Genomic DNA, 16,910 nt, shown 5'->3' with positions numbered 1-16,910 from the left:
TTCTAATTGAGAATGATTTTCATTCTTATTCTAAGTGAGAAACTGAGCAAAAGCAACCGCTTTTTTGTCATTTGTCTTATTTCAAATAATTTGTGTTATAATCGCTGTATCAAACGCTATAAAGGAGGGCTTCTTTTGCCACAAGATGAATTGCAAAGTCACTTGGACAAAGGTCGTTACGGAACACCTTTGGTCAACCCAGATGAACAACATAAATATCTAGGAACTTTTCGTGAGCGTTGCTATGTCAGTATGACCATTGGCGAAATGGAAAAAGCTGAGAATCAAGCAAACTTCATCAAAGAACTTGAAAAACATCCAGATGAACAAATCTTATTAAATGGCAGCATGCCTGAAGACCTTCAAGCACGCTATATCCAATTGGCAACAAAACAAAAAGTTCGTTTCACAGTAATCAATGACTTTGTCAAAAATGATGACGATAGTCTTGGTCTGATTTTAACTGCTAAAGAAGCGGTCAATGAGCCCGTCATTGATATTGAAAAAAAATACCCAAAAGAACAAGAATCTGAACAATCAGAAAAACCGAAAAAAAGTCTTTGGGACAAATTATTCCACTAAGATAGCAAAAAGCTCGTGTAAATTCATTGAAGAATTTTACACGAGCTTTTTTATTTAATTCAACTTATTTTTCTTCTTCGTTCCAATGGTTCAATGCCCAGACTTCCGGATATAAAAGTTTCAACACCGCTAATGTTAGTCGTTGTCCCGTCCCAGAAAATGGATAGACGTGCATGTGCATGGCAGGATTAAAATTAGCTTCAATGATCCCATAAGCTTTCTCATCTGTTGCCGGATCCATTTCTTTATCTGGAATAATCAAATCGATTCCACTGACTTTTGCTCCCAACGCCGTAACAGCTGCAACGGCAATTTCTTTGTACGCATTAGAAAACTCAGCTGTTACATCAATTGAATCTCCACCAGTACTGATATTAGAATTTTCCCGTAAATAAACGATTTGATCTTTCGCAGGAATAGAATCAATTGTTAATCCTTGTTCTTTCAGCATCAATTGTTCAAGATCCCCTAACTGAATTAATTCTAATGGTGCGCGATGGTTCGTCCCACGTAAAGGATCTTGATTTTTTTGAGCAACTAATTCCGCCACAGTTTGTTCCCCATTGCCAATAACATTTGCAGGTATCCGAAGTAAGATTGCTTGAACTTGTCCATCAATCACAAAAAAGCGATACTCCGTTCCAGGTAAAAATTCCTCAACTAAAACAGATGTGTCTTCCCGAAAAGCAATTTCTAATCCTTTTTGATAGTCTTCTTCACTCGCCCCTTCTTTAAAAATGGTGATACCCAATCCGTAATTCGTTGATTTTGGTTTAATGACAAATGCTTCATTGGCAAAACGGGAATAGGCACGTTTGGCGTCAGCCATTGAAGTAAACTCTGCACCAGCAGGGACGCGAAAGCCTGCTTCTGCCAGAATTTTTTTGGTCACTGTTTTATTTTCCATGATCAAAGGCACAATGTAACTATCTTTACTTGTCATATTTGCATTTTTAACGTATTCGACATGCTTTTCAAATTGCAAGCGTAAAAACTGATCTGCTTCATCAATCACTTTCACTTGAATTCCTTTTTGAATTGCATCAAAAAGGAAAATCTGTGTGGATAGCTCCATCTCACGAAAACCAGCCAATTGATAAGGGCGCTCATGACTTTCAGCATCGTATTTTCTGCCTAAGGCAACGGCAACAGCCTTTTGGCTATCACTTTGTGCTTCTGTATATAATTGGGCAGCAATCGTCTGAGAGGGGTTATTTAAGCGTTCAGTTAACTTGTCGATTATAGGCAATAATTCTTCATGTTGTAAAGCTTGAACCATCTCTTTCATTTGTGCAAAGAGCGTCAGACCTTCTTCATACATGGCCGTTTGATCCAAAGGCCCTTCTAAAGCAACCCGATTGTTGTAAAGCGTTCCTTCTTCTACCCATTCGTCGACAGATGATCCTTCAGGTGTCCATAACATAAACACTAAAAATAATTGTAAAAATTGCACTTGTTCTTTACTAATTCCTAAATGGTGGTAAGGGTTCAAATCAATATTTCGCAGCTCGATATAACGTACACCCATCTTCGCAACGTCCGCAACTCTTTTACCTCCACGGAAACGAACAGGTGCATAGAATTCTTTTTCTTCAGATAACTTTCCTTCTTCAATCATTTGTTCAATATCTGCTAAGTACTGATTCATTGAAGCATAAGAAACTTTTACGTTTGAATGGTTAGTGTAGCCATATTCACTGTTTCGAATACTACGAACAGGTTCATGAGGATGTAACTCATCAACGAAATAATTTGCCTCGCTTAATGGGGAAGCCCCGTATAAATACGTAATCAACCAACGATAGCGCAAAAAGTTTCTTGCAACTTTTAAATACACTTCTGTTTTAAAAGTTGCAAATTCTTGAATCTCTGTTTGTTGAACAAACAAAGTACGAATTAATTCCTCACCAAATTCAAAATTAAAATGAATACCACTAACCATTTGTTTTCGTTTACCATATTCTTTTGCTAAATAGCGACGATACAAAACATCTTCAAACGTTGCTAGCTTGGCAATCATGATTTCCTCATCTTTTTGTGGCAAAGCAGGTGGCATACTTAATGGCCAAATCATTTCCTCATCTGACATTGATCGAGAAGTCACATCATAAATAGCATCTAAATATTGAAAAAGTTCTTCAATGGAATCTGTTACTGGTGTAATCATTTCCACCTGAGTTTCACTAAAATCAGTTTGAATATATGGATGATACGTGCGATCTCCAAAAATAGCTGGATGATCTGTTTTTGCTAACTTTCCATCGTGTGTTACCCGTTGTCCTTCGCGTTCAATTCCAAATCGAGCTTGATCGATAAACGGTATGACACTTGAATGTTCTAATAATTTTTTAAAGTTCATCATTACATGTCCTCCACTTCATACATTGACATTATAGTAAAAAACAACCAGAAAAAGAACGATCTTGCTTTAAAATGAGGAGATTATGAAAAACTGCACAAAAAAAGAAGTATGCCAGTCTTTTCCCAGCATACTTCATACATTTCAAAACACCATGTTCACAGTTTAATTGATTATTCTTCTTTAAGTAGTCCTTTGAACAACCCAATAACAAAATCATTGGGATCAAATGGTTCTAGGTCATCGATTCCTTCACCCAATCCAACTAATTTTACTGGTAAATGCAATTCATTTCTGATAGCTAAAACAATTCCACCTTTAGCAGTCCCGTCTAGTTTAGTCAAAACTAAGCCAGTTACATCTGTTGTTTCTTTAAATTGCTTTGCTTGGACCATTGCATTTTGCCCCGTTGTTGCATCTAATACCAATAATGTTTCATGTGGTGCATCTGGTAACTCACGTTGAATCACACGTTTGATTTTTTCTAATTCTTTCATCAAATTAACTTTATTTTGCAAGCGCCCCGCTGTATCGACAAGCAAAACATCTGCTTCCTCTGCTTTTGCACGTTCCAACGCATCATAAACAACTGCGGCTGGATCGCCACCAGCATTTCCGTGAACGACTTCCACACCTGCGCGTTCGCCCCAGACTACTAATTGGTCAATCGCTCCCGCACGGAACGTATCAGCTGCCGCCATCAAAACTTTTTTGCCTTCATTTTTGTATTGATGCGCAAGTTTCCCAATACTTGTCGTTTTACCCACGCCATTCACACCAACAAAAAGCATGACCGTCAGACCTTCTGGTTGAATATTCAACTCATTCACTTCATTAAGCCCTTCTTGTTCATATAAATCAACTAGTTTTTCAATGATGGCATTTTGAACTTCTGCTGGTTTCTTCGCGTTGCGCAGTTTCACTTCTTGACGCAAAGATTCTGTAATTTGAATTGCTGTTTCAAAACCAACATCTGCACCAATCAATGTTTCTTCTAACTCTTCAAAGAAATCTTCATCAACTGTTCGAAAATTGGCAAACAATTCATTCATTCGCTCGCCAAAAGTTTTTCTCGTTTTTTCTAATCCTTTGTCATACTTTTCTTGGACTTCAACGACTTCTTCTGGTTGTTCTTCACCAGTAAATGCTCGTTTGATTTTGTCAAAAAATCCCATTTGATTCCCCCCTATGCTAAAACAAATTTCTCAATTGCTTGTGCAACACCATCTTCAATATTGCTTGCAGTCAAATAGTCTGCACTTTCTTTAACTAAAGGAACAGCATTTGCCATTGCAACACCCATTCCAGCGTATTCGATCATTGGTAAATCATTTTCTTCATCACCAATTGCCATGACTTCTGCTTGGGTGATCCCTAACTCTTCTGCTAGTAAAGAAATTCCATACGCTTTAGTAACACCTTTTGGCATAAATTCTAGCAACATACTACGAGTCTTGATGATTTCAAATTGCTCATGGAACACACTTGGAATTTCTTTAATCTTTGGATCTAGTTCTTCTTGTGCATAAGCAATAACTGCTTTATTCAAAACATTTGCCTTTTTAACGTCCATCAAAGTTCCTGGACGGAAATCCAAAACTTTATTCAACACATTATAAAGTGATTGTTTTTCAGGAGCTGTTGGCAATTGATAAACAATACCATCAGATAACACATCTAGCGGCAAAGACAACTCTTGTGCTAACTGGGCCAATTGCTCAATATCTGCAATAGTCATTACTTTTTTCGCCATGATCTCGCCTGTGTCATTTTTTTGAACAAGCCCACCATTAAACGTAATGCTGTAATCACCTGCATCAAGCAGATCCAATTCCGTTAAATAATGTGCCATAGCCGCCAGTGGACGACCTGTGCACAAAACGATTTTGACTCCTTGATTTTTTGCTCGCGCTAAAATTTCTTTATTTCTAGCAGAAATTTGTTTTTCTTCATTTAGTAATGTTCCATCTAAATCAATGGCTACTAATTTAATCATATTTACTTCCTACTCTTTCACAACAAGATTCTCGTCTTCTTTAAGATCTTCCATACGGACAGAAACGATTTTTGAAACACCAGATTCTTGCATCGTTACGCCATACAAAACATTTGCAGCTTCCATTGTTCCTTTACGGTGTGTGACAACAATAAATTGGGTATCATTTTGGAAATTACGTAAATAGTTACCAAAACGTGTCACATTTGCCTCATCCAAAGCTGCTTCTACTTCATCAAGAATACAAAATGGTACTGGACGAACACGAATGATTGAGAACAGCAAAGCAATTGCCGTTAATGCGCGCTCCCCACCCGAAAGTAAGCTTAGACTTTGTAATTTTTTACCTGGAGGTTGAACTTCGATTTCAATTCCTGTTTTCAATAAATCAGTTGGATCAGTCAAGACAAGTTCTGCTCGACCACCACCAAACATATTCGGAAAGACGACTTTGAATTCTTTGCGGATTGCTTCAAAAACTTCTTTAAAACGTGTGCGAACTTCGTCATCCATTTCATCCATTGTTTCAAACAACTGATTTTTCGCAGAAAGCAAATCATCTCGTTGAGTAGATAAAAACGTATAACGCTCATTCACCTGTTCGTATTGTTCGATTGCATTCAAGTTAACTGGTCCCAGTGCTTCAATACTTCGTTTCAATGCCGCTACTTTTTCTTTGCTACCTGAAACATCTGTTGTTGGTTGATAATCGACCACAGCTTTTTCAAAGGTCATTTGGTATTCTGTTTCTAAGTACGTAACATGCTGGTCTAACAGCATTTCTGCGCGGTCTTTATTCACTTCAAGTTTTGATTGCTCAGTTAAACGAACTTTGTGTTCTTGATTTTGTTGTGCCAATACTTCAGCTAATTGATCGATTTCAACTTGGGTTGCGTCGCGAGACGTTTTCACTTCTTGAAGCTCAATCTGGAGCTGTTCACGTTGGGTAGATAATTCGTGAATTTTTTCGTCTAAACTTTCTTCTGTCAACTCATGATCAGAAAAGTTTGCAGTTAACGCTGCTAACTGTTTCTCTAAACTTGTCTGGCGCTCCATTGCCTCTGTTTTTTGGACACGCGCACCACGTAACTGGATCTGCAAGTGGTTAAATTGCTCTTTTAATACAGCAAGATCCGCTTGCTGTTGCGCTTTTTGTCCTTGGATTTGCGCACGACGGGCTTCCATTTGATCGCTTTCTTGACTTAAAGATTTGATTTCTTCGTCAATTTTCGTGCGTTGTTCTTCCAATTCTTGTTGCTTCGTTGCTAATTCTGTACGTTGTTTTTCATAAGTTTCGATAAATTGATTTAACTCACGGGTCTCAAAATTAGAAATCTGTTGTTCTTTTTCAAATCGTGTTAAATCATTTGAGATATTTTGAAGTTTATTTGCAACTTCTTGCTCTTCAAAACGTAACTGTTCCATCACACTTCGTGCTGCTTCGTATTCTTCACTAAGTGTCGTCACTTTTTCTTGTAAAACTTGCACTTTCTTTTCTTGAACTTGTAGTTCTTGATTTGCTTGGTCAAACTCACTAGTCAATTGTTTCAATTCTTGATTTTGAGCGAATAAACTTCCTTGATTTCCACGTTTATTGGCTCCACCAGTCATCGAACCACCTGCGTTCATCACGTCTCCCTCTAAGGAAACCACGCGATATTGATAATGAATCGTTTGTGCAATTGCATTCGCACTGGCTAGATCTTTTGCTAAAAGAATCGTTCCCAATAAATTATTCACTACTGATTGGATTGCATCTGAGTAAGTCACTCGTTCACTTGCTACGCCTAAAAAACCCTCGATAGTCGCTGCTTGTGCTGCAACATGAGCAGGTAATTGACGTGGTTTAATCGTTGTCAATGGCAAGAAAGTTGCACGCCCACCTTTTTGTTGTTTCAAATAAGTAATTGCTTGTCTTGCATCCACTTCATTTTCAACAATAATATGTTGTGCAGCCCCGCCTAGTGCGGTTTCGATCGCTAAGGTGAAATCCGCTGGAACATCGATTAATTCAGCAACTGCACCTACAACGCCAGATAATTGTTGTTTGTGTTGTAATACTAAACGTACACCTTGATAAAAACCAAAGTAATTTTCTTGGATTTCTTGCAAACTCTTTTGTCGTGCACGTAACTGTTGCACCTGATTCATCAGTTGATACATTTTGGGGTGCTCAGTATTCAACCGTTCTTGGAATTTCTTTCCTTCAGTCTGAATAGCTGCCACTTTTGCTTTTGTTTCTTCTGATGATTGAGCCAGTTTCGTTTGTTGCTCCACTAATTCTGCTTTTTTTGTCGACAATTCTGCGACAGTTGCTTGAACTTCTGTTTGTTTTGCCAGTGTTTGTTGGCTCTTTGCTGTCTCTTGCTGATACTGACGTTCTAAATATTTCAATTCATTTCCGACAGCAGCTTGTTCTTGCATTAAATCGACATATTGATCACGTAATTCAGCTAATAATTCTTTTGTCGATTTTTGATATTTTTCAAGTTCCTGTTGGGTCACCATCAATTGTGCTTCTGCTTGCTGGATTTCCGCTTCTTTCTTGTCGACATCTTTTGTTAAACTAGCTTGTTGTTTTTCAAAGTGTTGAACTTTTTTCTGCGCTTCCGCTAAAGATGCTTGGTATTCTTGTGTACTTTGTTTCGTATGTTTTGAGCGTTCCAGTAAGACATCTTTTTGTCCTTCTGTTTGCTTTAGACTTTCTGACAAAGCAAGTAATTTTTGCTGATTCTTTTCAATCACACGATCTGCTTGAGCATTTTGTTTACGCCAAGTTGCAAGTATTGATTCATGCTCTTGGATTTGTTCAGTTACGTTCGCTAATTCTTGGTTAAATTGTTTTAATTCAGCTTCTCGTTGTGTCCACTCAGTTCTCGCCGTTTCGATTTCAGCAATCATTAGAGCAATATCTGTTTCAGTTAACTCTTCTTTTAAGCGTAAAAACTCCTTTGCTGCCTTACTTTGAGTAGCTAAAGGAGTTAGCTGTTCTTCTAATTCATAGATGATATCTTGAACTCGGCTAAGGTTATCTTCTGTTTCAAAAAGCTTTTGTTCAGCTTTTTTCTTACGTTGTTTATACTTTAAAACACCCGCCGCTTCTTCAAAGATTCCACGACGGTCTTCTGGTTTACTACTAAAAATCGCTTCAACTTTCCCTTGTGAGATGATTGAAAAAGATTCTTTTCCCAACCCAGAATCTAAAAACAATTCTTGGATGTCTTTCAAACGACAAGATTGTTTATTGATAAAAAAATCGCTTTCCCCTGTTCGACGATAACGACGTGTCACACTGACTTCATTGTATTCCAATGGTAGATAATGGTCTTCATTATCTAAAATAACTGTTACTTCTGCTACATTTAGTTGCTTACGGGAATCTGAACCTGCAAAAATAATATCTGGCATCTTTCCACCACGCAGACTTTTCGCCGATTGTTCACCTAAGACCCAACGAATGGCTTCCGTGATATTACTTTTTCCGCTACCATTTGGGCCGACAACTGCTGTAACACTGTTTTCGAAGTCAATCACTGTTTTATCAGCGAATGACTTGAACCCAGCGATTTCAATTCGTTTCAAATACACGAAAGCTTTCCCTCACTTACTCTTCCAAGGCTGCTAATGCATTTTCAGCGGCAGCTTGTTCTGCTAATTTTTTTGATTTTCCTTGACCCGTACCTATTAATTGATCATCAACATAGACTTCAATCCAAAAGATACGTTCATGGGCGGGGCCTTCCTCTTTAATCAAGCGATATTCAATAAAAACATCTCCTGATTTTTGCAAGACTTCTTGCAATTTGGTTTTGTGATCCATCTCATGTGAAAAAGCACCTGCTTTGACTTTTGGGAAGATAACTTGCTCGATAAATGCGTGTGCTGTTTTGAAGCCTTGGTCCAGATACAAAGCACCTAGAAAAGCTTCAAATAGGTCGCATAGTAACGCAGGGCGTGTTCGTCCACCAGAGTTTTCTTCACCTTTACCTAACAAGACATGTTGATCAAAATGACATTCTTTTGCAAATTTTGATAAACTGTCTTCACGAACGATTGCTGCACGCATTTTTGTCAATTTTCCTTCTGGTAAATCTGGATACAAGCGATACAAATACTGAGAAACCATCAATTCTAATACTGCGTCTCCCAAAAATTCCAAACGTTCATTGTCTGATAGGTGTAAATTGCGATGCTCATTCACATAGGATGAATGAGTAAAAGCTTGTTCAAGTAAATTTAGATCGTGAAAAACGATTGTATATTTTTCTTTGAGTTCTTTTGTCAGCTGATTGTCCATTTTCCACATTCCTTTTATAGGATATTTTTCATACTTCCTTATTATACTGGTTTTTTGATAATTTTGAAATGTTTGGCTAAAAAGTAAGAAAGCTTTAAGAAAAACGTTGTGGTTCAACATAGTTTGCTTTGAACAATTAGATTTGTTTCTAGAAAAAAGTTCTCAAATTTTCGAAAACTTGTGGTCGCCTATCTTACTCTTCCTCATTTTTTATATCTAACTAAAAAATAAGGCCAACCAACAAGTGGTTGACCTTATTCATCGTAAAATCATTAGCGAAAATAGTTCCTGTTAAAAATTTTGATTAACGTGAAGCATCTGTCACAGAAACTTCTGCCCAAGGATTACGTTCGTCGTATGCCCAGTTCCAGTCTTTTACGCGATTATTTACAGGTAAAACTTCATTACGGAATAATGTTGGAATTGCAAAGGCTTCTTTAAACGCATATTCTTGCCATTTTTGATATGCTTCTTTTTGGAAATCTGCATCAAACGCATCACTTGAATTGATTGCATCAATTAATTTTGTGTTTTCTTCAGATTCGTAACGTGTGTAGTTAAATGCTGCATTTGGTCCCCATAGTCCACTTGGATTTGGATCAGTTCCTGTATTCCAAGCTGCTTGGTAAACGTCAATTTCAGGATCATCATTTTTTAGTTTGTCATAGAATGAGTTAAACTCAATTAAACGTCCAGTTGTGTATTCAACATTTAAACCAATTTGTTTCCATTGTTGTACATAGTAATCAGCTAATGGTTGTGCTGTTTCGCCACCTGACATTGACGCAAATTTAATTGTTAACTCTTTGCCGTCTTTGTCTTCACGAATGCCATCACCATCAACATCTTTAAATCCTGCGTCATCTAATAATTTGTTTGCTTTATCGATATCTTGTGTATAACCTTTTAGTTTAGAATCATGGTAAGACTCGAATACTGGAGGAATCAATGAAGTTGCGTTGCTTCTTAAGCCAGCGTAGAATTTGCTACCTACAGAGTCATTGTCTAAAGCATAACCCATTGCTTGACGTAATGATTTGTCAGCCATTTTTGAATTAGGATCATATTCCACTGTGCTTTCTTCATTATTCCATTTACCCAATTTAAATCCAAGGTAAGTGTATGAAGTTTGTTCACGACCTAAGTTTGTATAGCCTTCGATATCTTTATATGTTTCATAAGTATCTGTTGGCATTTGGAAAATCATGTCATACAACTTAGAGTTCAATGCTTCTGTCGCACTTGCTGTTTGTACTGATTTCATAGTAATTTTTTTCAGTTTTGGTGTGCCGTTCCAGTAGTACTCGTTTGGTAAATATTCTACTGATTCACCAGCGACAATATTACTCATGTAATAAGGACCAAAAGTTACGGGGTGTTTACGAACTTGATCGCTTGATTCCATGTCTTTGATTGCTACGCCTTCAAGTGTATGTTTTGGAGCAGCATATGAGTAAACGCCACCGCCAGCTTGTAACATACTTGGCTCAACTTTTTTATATTCAATCTCAACTGTTTTGTCATCTACTTTTTTAATTCCAGAAATTGTATCTGCTTTGCCATCATGATATTCTTCCATACCAATTACATTACGGAAAGTATCATCATAACGAATACCTGTATAGTCTTTGTGACCGATGATTTCGTAAGAGAAGATCACGTCGTCTGCCGTAACATCCACTCCGTCAGACCATTTCACATTGTCTTTCAGTTTGATTGTTGCAATTTTTTTATCTTGGTCTAAGTCTAAAGTAGCTGCTCCATCATCAGTGATTTTGAAATCTGTATCATTTGAAAACAATGCTTCATGTGATGGTGCCATGAATGCTGCATCAAACGCATCTTGATAGAATTCCCATTGGAACAACCCAGCGAATTGACTATCTGTTGCAACTGCGGCTTCTAATTCACCATCTTTAATTGCCTCTTTATCATTTTTTGTTGCAAGTGGGAATGATAAAGCTTGGCTATCCCCTTTATCTCCTGAAGCATTTCCAGAAGAATCCGTACCGCTGCCGCCGCCACAAGCTGCGAGCGTTACGACAGATAACAATGTTACTACTCCAAAAATCGTTTTCTTCATTCCTATATCCCCCTTATTCGTTCTATCCTAAACGTTGACGCGCATCAGCAGAACGCTTGAATGCTTGACCAACATAGTTTATACACAACATCAAAACTAAAATTAGCATTGACGCGGGTAACCAGATCCATTGACGATTAACTAACACTTCACCACTACTTGCGTAACCAATTAACGTTCCCAAACTTGGTACATTCGTAGGTAATCCAAAACCTAAGAAAGTCAAAGTAGTTTCAATTCCAATATTTGCTGCAAAGTTCATTGTTAAGTTGGTAATAATCAATGAACTTAAATTGGGCATAATTTCACGGAACATGATTTTAAAATCACTTGTCCCCATTGTTTTCGATGCACTAACGTAATCACGTCTTGCTTCTGACAATGTTTTACTTCTAAAGAGTCGTGCTTTCGCTACCCAGTAGAATGCACTCATGATAAAAATGAATGACCAAACATTGTATTTAGGAATAATTGAAACAAATACGATAATAATCAGCATAATTGGCAAAATCATGACGAAATCAACAATTCGCATCAAAATATTATCAATCATTCCACCGTAATAACCAGAAATGATTCCTAGTCCAACCCCGATGATCGAAGTAATGATCGTAATCGCAAAACCAATCAACACAGAGTTTCTAGCACCAATCACTAATTGACCAAAAACATCTCGTCCGCCTTCATCTGCACCAAGCAAAAATTTATGACCTTGTGTAGAAATTGCTCCAGGTTCAGCGTATTTATCAAAAATACTTACATACATTACTTTATCTTGGTCTGTTAAAATAGCACCAATAAAGACAAACAACAATAAAAGAACTAATAAGCCCAATGAAAACATGGCTATTTTGTCTTTTTTAAATTCACGTGCAATCATACGCAAGCCCATTGGTGGGACACTTTCTTGCGCTACGACATCTTTCTTTTCACTCATTTGACTCATCCTCCTTTTTTGATTGATTTTTATTGGATTCTAATACGTGGATCAACAATACTCATGATAATATCTGAAAGCAAGGTTCCCACTAATGTTGCAATCCCTAAAATCAATACTAAAGAAGTAATAACAGCATAATCACGTTGACCAATCGCATCAATAAATAATTTACCAACACCCGGATAACCAAAAATCTTCTCGATAACCACTGAACCGGCAATCAATGAAGTAATTTCGTACCCCATCTGTGAAGCCATTGGTAAAGCAGCATTTCTAAAGATATGACGACTAAAAACTTTCTTAGTTGGTACACCTTTTGAACGTGCTGTTCTTACAAAGTCTAATGATTTTGAATCAATTACTTCACTTCGAAGATATTGAATCGTAACCGCCGTAGCCAAGAATGCTTGCGTGATTGACGGTAATAAAATATATTTCATTCGATCGGCAAATTGAGCAAAAAATCCACCACTTAAACCTAAAGTCTGTGAACCACTTGTTGGGAACCAACCTAAACGGTAACCAAAAATGAATAACATGATTAAACCGAAAATGAACAATGGTACAGCAAAACTGAAGAAGTTATAGATAACTACAGCTTTGTCCAGAATCGAATTTTGGTAACGCCCTGCTAACATTCCTAACGGTACAGCAATCAAATACGTTAGAATAACTGTCAAAATAGATAAGTACAACGTATTGACGATCCGTTCACCAATCAAGTCAGCAACTGAACGTTTGTATAAGAAACTTTGTCCAAAATCTCCATGTAACGCATTTCCAATCCAACGGAAATATTGTTCATACCACGGATCATTTAGCCCAGCAGCTTGTCGCATTTGCTCAATTACAGCTGGATCTTGGTTTGGATTGATCAATCCAGTAAATGGATCACCAGGCATGGCTTTTGCCAACATGAAAATTAAAACACTAAGAATAATAACTTGAGGAATCATCAATAACACACGACGTAGGATTGTTTTCCACATTAGCTAGCACCTCCATCTTTTAACGCTACTTTATGAGTAGTTGATAACGTACGTAAATCGTACACCCGACCAGTTGAATCGTAATAATCCTTTTGACTATTGATGTATTCTTGTTCAACTCTTCGGCGATTCTCTTTATGCAATTCGCGATTCTCAACATCGATTCGAGGAATTGCAGACAGTAAACGTTTTGTATAGATGTGACGTGGGTCATTGTAAATATCTTCCCTTGTTCCGATTTCAACGAAACGACCTTTATACATGATAGCGATATTGTCACACATGTGTTTAACAACACCTAAGTCATGGGAAATAAATAGATAACTAAGTCCAAATTCCTGTTGGATTCGTTTCATAAAGTTCAAAACTTGCGCCTGTACAGATAAATCAAGCGCTGAAACTGGTTCATCTGCTACAATCAATTTTGGATTTGTTGCTACAGCACGAGCAACACCTAAACGTTGACGCTGACCACCAGAAAACTCATGTGGATATTTGTACAGTGCATCCTCTGGCATCCCAACAATATCAAGTAAACTTTTTACTTTTTTCTTCTCTTCTTGGTCACTTAACCGCTCGAAATTGCGAATTGGTTCCGCAATGATATCTAATACTCGCTTTTTAGGATTTAAACTAGACATTGAATCTTGGAAAATCATTTGAACATCTTTGTTGTACTCGATTTTCTTACGATTACTACGCTTTGTTACATCTGTTCCTTGATAAATGATTTGACCATCCGTCACTTTTTCTAGCCCAACAATCGCCTTACCCGTCGTTGATTTTCCTGAACCAGATTCTCCAACTAAACCATACGTCTTTCCTTTTTCAATAACGAAGTCGACGCCATCTACAGCATAAACATAATCATTTACTCGATTGAAAAAACCGCTGCGAATCGGATAGTGAACTTTTAAATCATTAATTGTGATTAATTCTGTCATCTACACCTCTCCTTTTTCGTCTCTAAAATGAAAATGTTTATAGCATGAACAACGAACAAGATGGTTCGGTGCTACTTCATGAAGAATTGGGTCTTTCTCATGATCACTTTCTGGAATCCATGGAATTCGTGGAGCGAAACGACAACCCCTGCGTGGCATATTTTTCAGTGAAGGAACAACACCTTCAATTACATGTAACTCTTCTTCATGTTGACCTTCTTGAGGAATGGAGTTCAATAATGAACGTGTATATGGATGTTTTGGATTTTCAAACAATTCTTCAACTTCAGCAACCTCAACGAATTGTCCACCATACATAACGGCTACGCGATCTGCCATCTCAGCCACGACACCTAAGTCATGAGTAATCAAAATAATTCCTGTTTTTGTCTCTTCCTGTAAGTCTTTTAATAAATCAAGAATCTGTGCTTGAATTGTCACATCTAACGCTGTTGTTGGTTCATCAGCAATGACAATTGGCGGTTTACATGCAATTGCAATCGCAATAATGACACGTTGGCGCATCCCACCAGATAATTCGTGCGGATATTGACGTCCCACTCGAGTCGGATTAGGAATCCCTACTTGATCTAATAATTCTAGTGCTCTTGCTTGGCGTTCTTCTGCATTCATTTTTGTGTGATAAGAAAGACCCTCTTTAATTTGGTCTTCAATTCTCATTAAAGGATTCAATGCTGACAATGGATCTTGAAAAATCATTCCAATATCATTTCCACGAATCTTGTTATAAAGTGTTTCATTTAAATCAATTAGATTTAAATCATTATATAAAATTTCTCCTGTAATCTTGGTATTGTTAGGATCCAGTAGCCCCATAATAGTGGTAGCTAATGTACTTTTTCCGCAACCAGATTCTCCAACGATTGCTAAGATTTCGTTTTTATCTAAAGTAAAAGAAACGTCGTCTACTGCATCGTAAAATTCATCTTTGATACGGAAGCCTGTGTGTAGGTTCTGAACATCTAATAATTGATTATCCGACAATCGAATACCCCTCTCTGCTCCCTAGATGGAAGTTTTTCGTTAATAAAATAATACTCACACAGAATAAAATCATTTAAACCAATCCTATTCTTAACGAAGTATAATATTTTCTTAATAATTATATAGAAAACCGTTTTACTTTGCAAGCACAATTGAAATTGTTGCCTGAATTGTCTGAAAACTGAATCTACTACAACCGCTACCATTTGCATTAGATTAAAAAAGGTGCTTTTAAAGAAAAAGAAAAAGACCTAAAAATCAACGAAGATTTTTAGGTCTTTTGGTTATACGTGGGTTTAAATTATTTTAGATGTTCTGAGATATAATTTACTGCGCCGCCCACAGTTTCAATTTGTTCTGCGTCTTCATCCGAAATTTCTGTTCCAAATTCGTCTTCAAGCTCCAAAACAAATTCCATGATACTAATTGAGTCAGCTTTCAAATCATCCTTGATATTCAAGTCATCTGTAACTTTATCTGTATCCATTTCAAAATGGTTTGAAATAATTTTTGCTACTTTATTAAATATTTCTTCACGAGTCAATGTTTTCACCTCCAACAATCGAGACAACTGCCTTAACCAAGGCTAATTTTACTGACATTTCTTGAAAATGTCTACCTTTTTTTCATTATCTCATATTTCACATCGTTTACATTAAATGATAATTAATCTGCAGAGCTTTCAAATTGCTCAACTAACTGTCCCACAACATTTGTTTCTAACATTGTATGGATTTGACGAATCGTATAACGAACGGCATCAGGACCAGTTGCGCCATGTGTTTTGATCACAGGAGCTTTTAATCCAAATAAAACCGCACCGCCATGTTTAGAATAATCCATCTCAGATTTTAATGAACGTAATCCATCTTTTAATAATAAAGCGCCCATCTTCCCTTTGATTCCTTCATTCAAAATTGCAGATTTCAATAAATCCATCATATTTAGCGCTGTTCCTTCAATTGATTTCAAAACAGCATTTCCAGTAAAGCCGTCTGTCACAACCACATCAGCCACACCATTCAACAATTCGCGTGCTTCTACATTTCCAATGAAGTTCAAGCTTGTTTCATTTTGTAATAACTCGTATGCACGTTTCGTTAATTCGCTACCTTTTGTCGCTTCTGTTCCATTATTCAACAAGGCTACACGAGGACGCCCAATTCCACGAACTTTTCGTGCGTAGAACGAACCTAAAATTCCATATTGAAGTAAGTGCTCTGGTTTATTTTCAGCATTCGCACCTAAATCTAACATGTCAAAACCAGCATTTTCTTTTCCAATGACTGGTAAGGTTGACATCAAACCAGGACGTTCAATATTTTTAATTCGGCCAACGATAAATAAACCGGCAGCAAGTAACGCACCTGTATTTCCTGCTGAAAAAATTGCATCTGCTTCCCCATTTTTAACAGCTTGTGCAGCAAGAACCATTGAGGCTGTTTTTTTACGACGGATTGCTTTCACTGGTTCGTCATCACTACTAATTTTTTCATCTGTATGAATAATCGTAATATTTTTTTCATTTGTTAAATACTTTTTGATTTCTGACTCTTTCCCATACAATAAAAATTCAATCTCTGGAAAATCTTGTTGAGCTAAAGCAACACCTTCCACAATTGCTTGTGGTGCATGATCGCCGCCCATTGCATCTACCGCAATTCTCATTGTCTTCACTCCTCTTTCGTTCATCATTTCAAAGTATAGCACATCTG

At 37.2% G+C, this 16,910-nt stretch carries 13 protein-coding genes; 1 reads left to right on the top strand and 12 read right to left on the bottom strand.

Annotated features, from left to right (window positions below; all coding sequences use genetic code 11):
* Positions 1 to 135: 135 nt before the first annotated feature.
* Positions 136 to 582: a YueI family protein gene (locus AC4BC3_RS00515; protein ID WP_206907715.1), complete on the top strand. Its 447-nt coding sequence runs from the start codon at positions 136 to 138 to the stop codon at positions 580 to 582.
* Positions 583 to 646: 64 nt separating this feature from the next.
* Here the strand turns inward: AC4BC3_RS00515 and gshAB are convergent, their stop codons facing one another.
* From gshAB to plsX, 12 genes are all read right to left on the bottom strand, one after another.
* Entirely contained in the window at positions 647 to 2,944 is a 2,298-nt protein-coding gene (gene gshAB, locus AC4BC3_RS00510; RefSeq protein WP_206907718.1) for a bifunctional glutamate--cysteine ligase GshA/glutathione synthetase GshB, read from the bottom strand.
* 170 nt (positions 2,945 to 3,114) lie between these two features.
* A complete protein-coding gene (gene ftsY / locus AC4BC3_RS00505; RefSeq protein ID WP_206898881.1) occupies positions 3,115 to 4,116 on the bottom strand; it encodes a signal recognition particle-docking protein FtsY in 1,002 nt (333 codons plus the stop codon).
* 11 nt (positions 4,117 to 4,127) lie between these two features.
* Positions 4,128 to 4,937, bottom strand: coding sequence for a Cof-type HAD-IIB family hydrolase (locus tag AC4BC3_RS00500; RefSeq protein ID WP_490466684.1), 810 nt, complete (start codon positions 4,935 to 4,937; stop codon positions 4,128 to 4,130).
* Between the two features lie 9 nt (positions 4,938 to 4,946).
* Positions 4,947 to 8,525, bottom strand: a complete 3,579-nt coding sequence (gene smc, locus AC4BC3_RS00495) for a chromosome segregation protein SMC (RefSeq protein WP_490466683.1) — start codon at positions 8,523 to 8,525, stop codon at positions 4,947 to 4,949.
* A gap of 16 nt (positions 8,526 to 8,541) precedes the next feature.
* On the bottom strand, positions 8,542 to 9,234 hold the full coding sequence (rnc, locus tag AC4BC3_RS00490; protein WP_206907731.1) for a ribonuclease III: 693 nt from the start codon (positions 9,232 to 9,234) through the stop codon (positions 8,542 to 8,544).
* 304 nt (positions 9,235 to 9,538) lie between these two features.
* Positions 9,539 to 11,317: an oligopeptide ABC transporter substrate-binding protein gene (locus AC4BC3_RS00485; RefSeq protein ID WP_206907733.1), complete on the bottom strand. Its 1,779-nt coding sequence runs from the start codon at positions 11,315 to 11,317 to the stop codon at positions 9,539 to 9,541.
* A 22-nt stretch (positions 11,318 to 11,339) separates the two neighbouring features.
* On the bottom strand, positions 11,340 to 12,254 hold the full coding sequence (locus AC4BC3_RS00480) for an ABC transporter permease (protein WP_067483489.1): 915 nt from the start codon (positions 12,252 to 12,254) through the stop codon (positions 11,340 to 11,342).
* Between the two features lie 29 nt (positions 12,255 to 12,283).
* The gene (gene opp4B / locus AC4BC3_RS00475) at positions 12,284 to 13,246 is read right to left on the bottom strand and encodes an oligopeptide ABC transporter permease (protein ID WP_206898886.1); all 963 of its coding nucleotides are present in this window, start codon (positions 13,244 to 13,246) and stop codon (positions 12,284 to 12,286) included.
* Complete coding sequence (locus AC4BC3_RS00470) at positions 13,246 to 14,190, bottom strand: ABC transporter ATP-binding protein (protein WP_206898887.1); 945 nt, start codon at positions 14,188 to 14,190, stop codon at positions 13,246 to 13,248. The genes opp4B and AC4BC3_RS00470 overlap by 1 nt, the downstream gene beginning before the upstream one ends.
* The gene (locus tag AC4BC3_RS00465; protein WP_067483495.1) at positions 14,191 to 15,195 is read right to left on the bottom strand and encodes an ABC transporter ATP-binding protein; all 1,005 of its coding nucleotides are present in this window, start codon (positions 15,193 to 15,195) and stop codon (positions 14,191 to 14,193) included.
* Between the two features lie 301 nt (positions 15,196 to 15,496).
* Positions 15,497 to 15,739, bottom strand: coding sequence for an acyl carrier protein (gene acpP, locus AC4BC3_RS00460; protein WP_067483497.1), 243 nt, complete (start codon positions 15,737 to 15,739; stop codon positions 15,497 to 15,499).
* Positions 15,740 to 15,861: 122 nt separating this feature from the next.
* On the bottom strand, positions 15,862 to 16,863 hold the full coding sequence (gene plsX, locus AC4BC3_RS00455) for a phosphate acyltransferase PlsX (protein WP_206898888.1): 1,002 nt from the start codon (positions 16,861 to 16,863) through the stop codon (positions 15,862 to 15,864).
* Positions 16,864 to 16,910: the final 47 nt, after the last annotated feature.

The sequence above is a fragment of the Enterococcus sp. AAFC-DPL-6103 genome, assembly GCF_058216595.1.
Note: the sequence above shows the minus strand (reverse complement) of the source record. Positions and strands in the feature narration are given on the sequence as shown.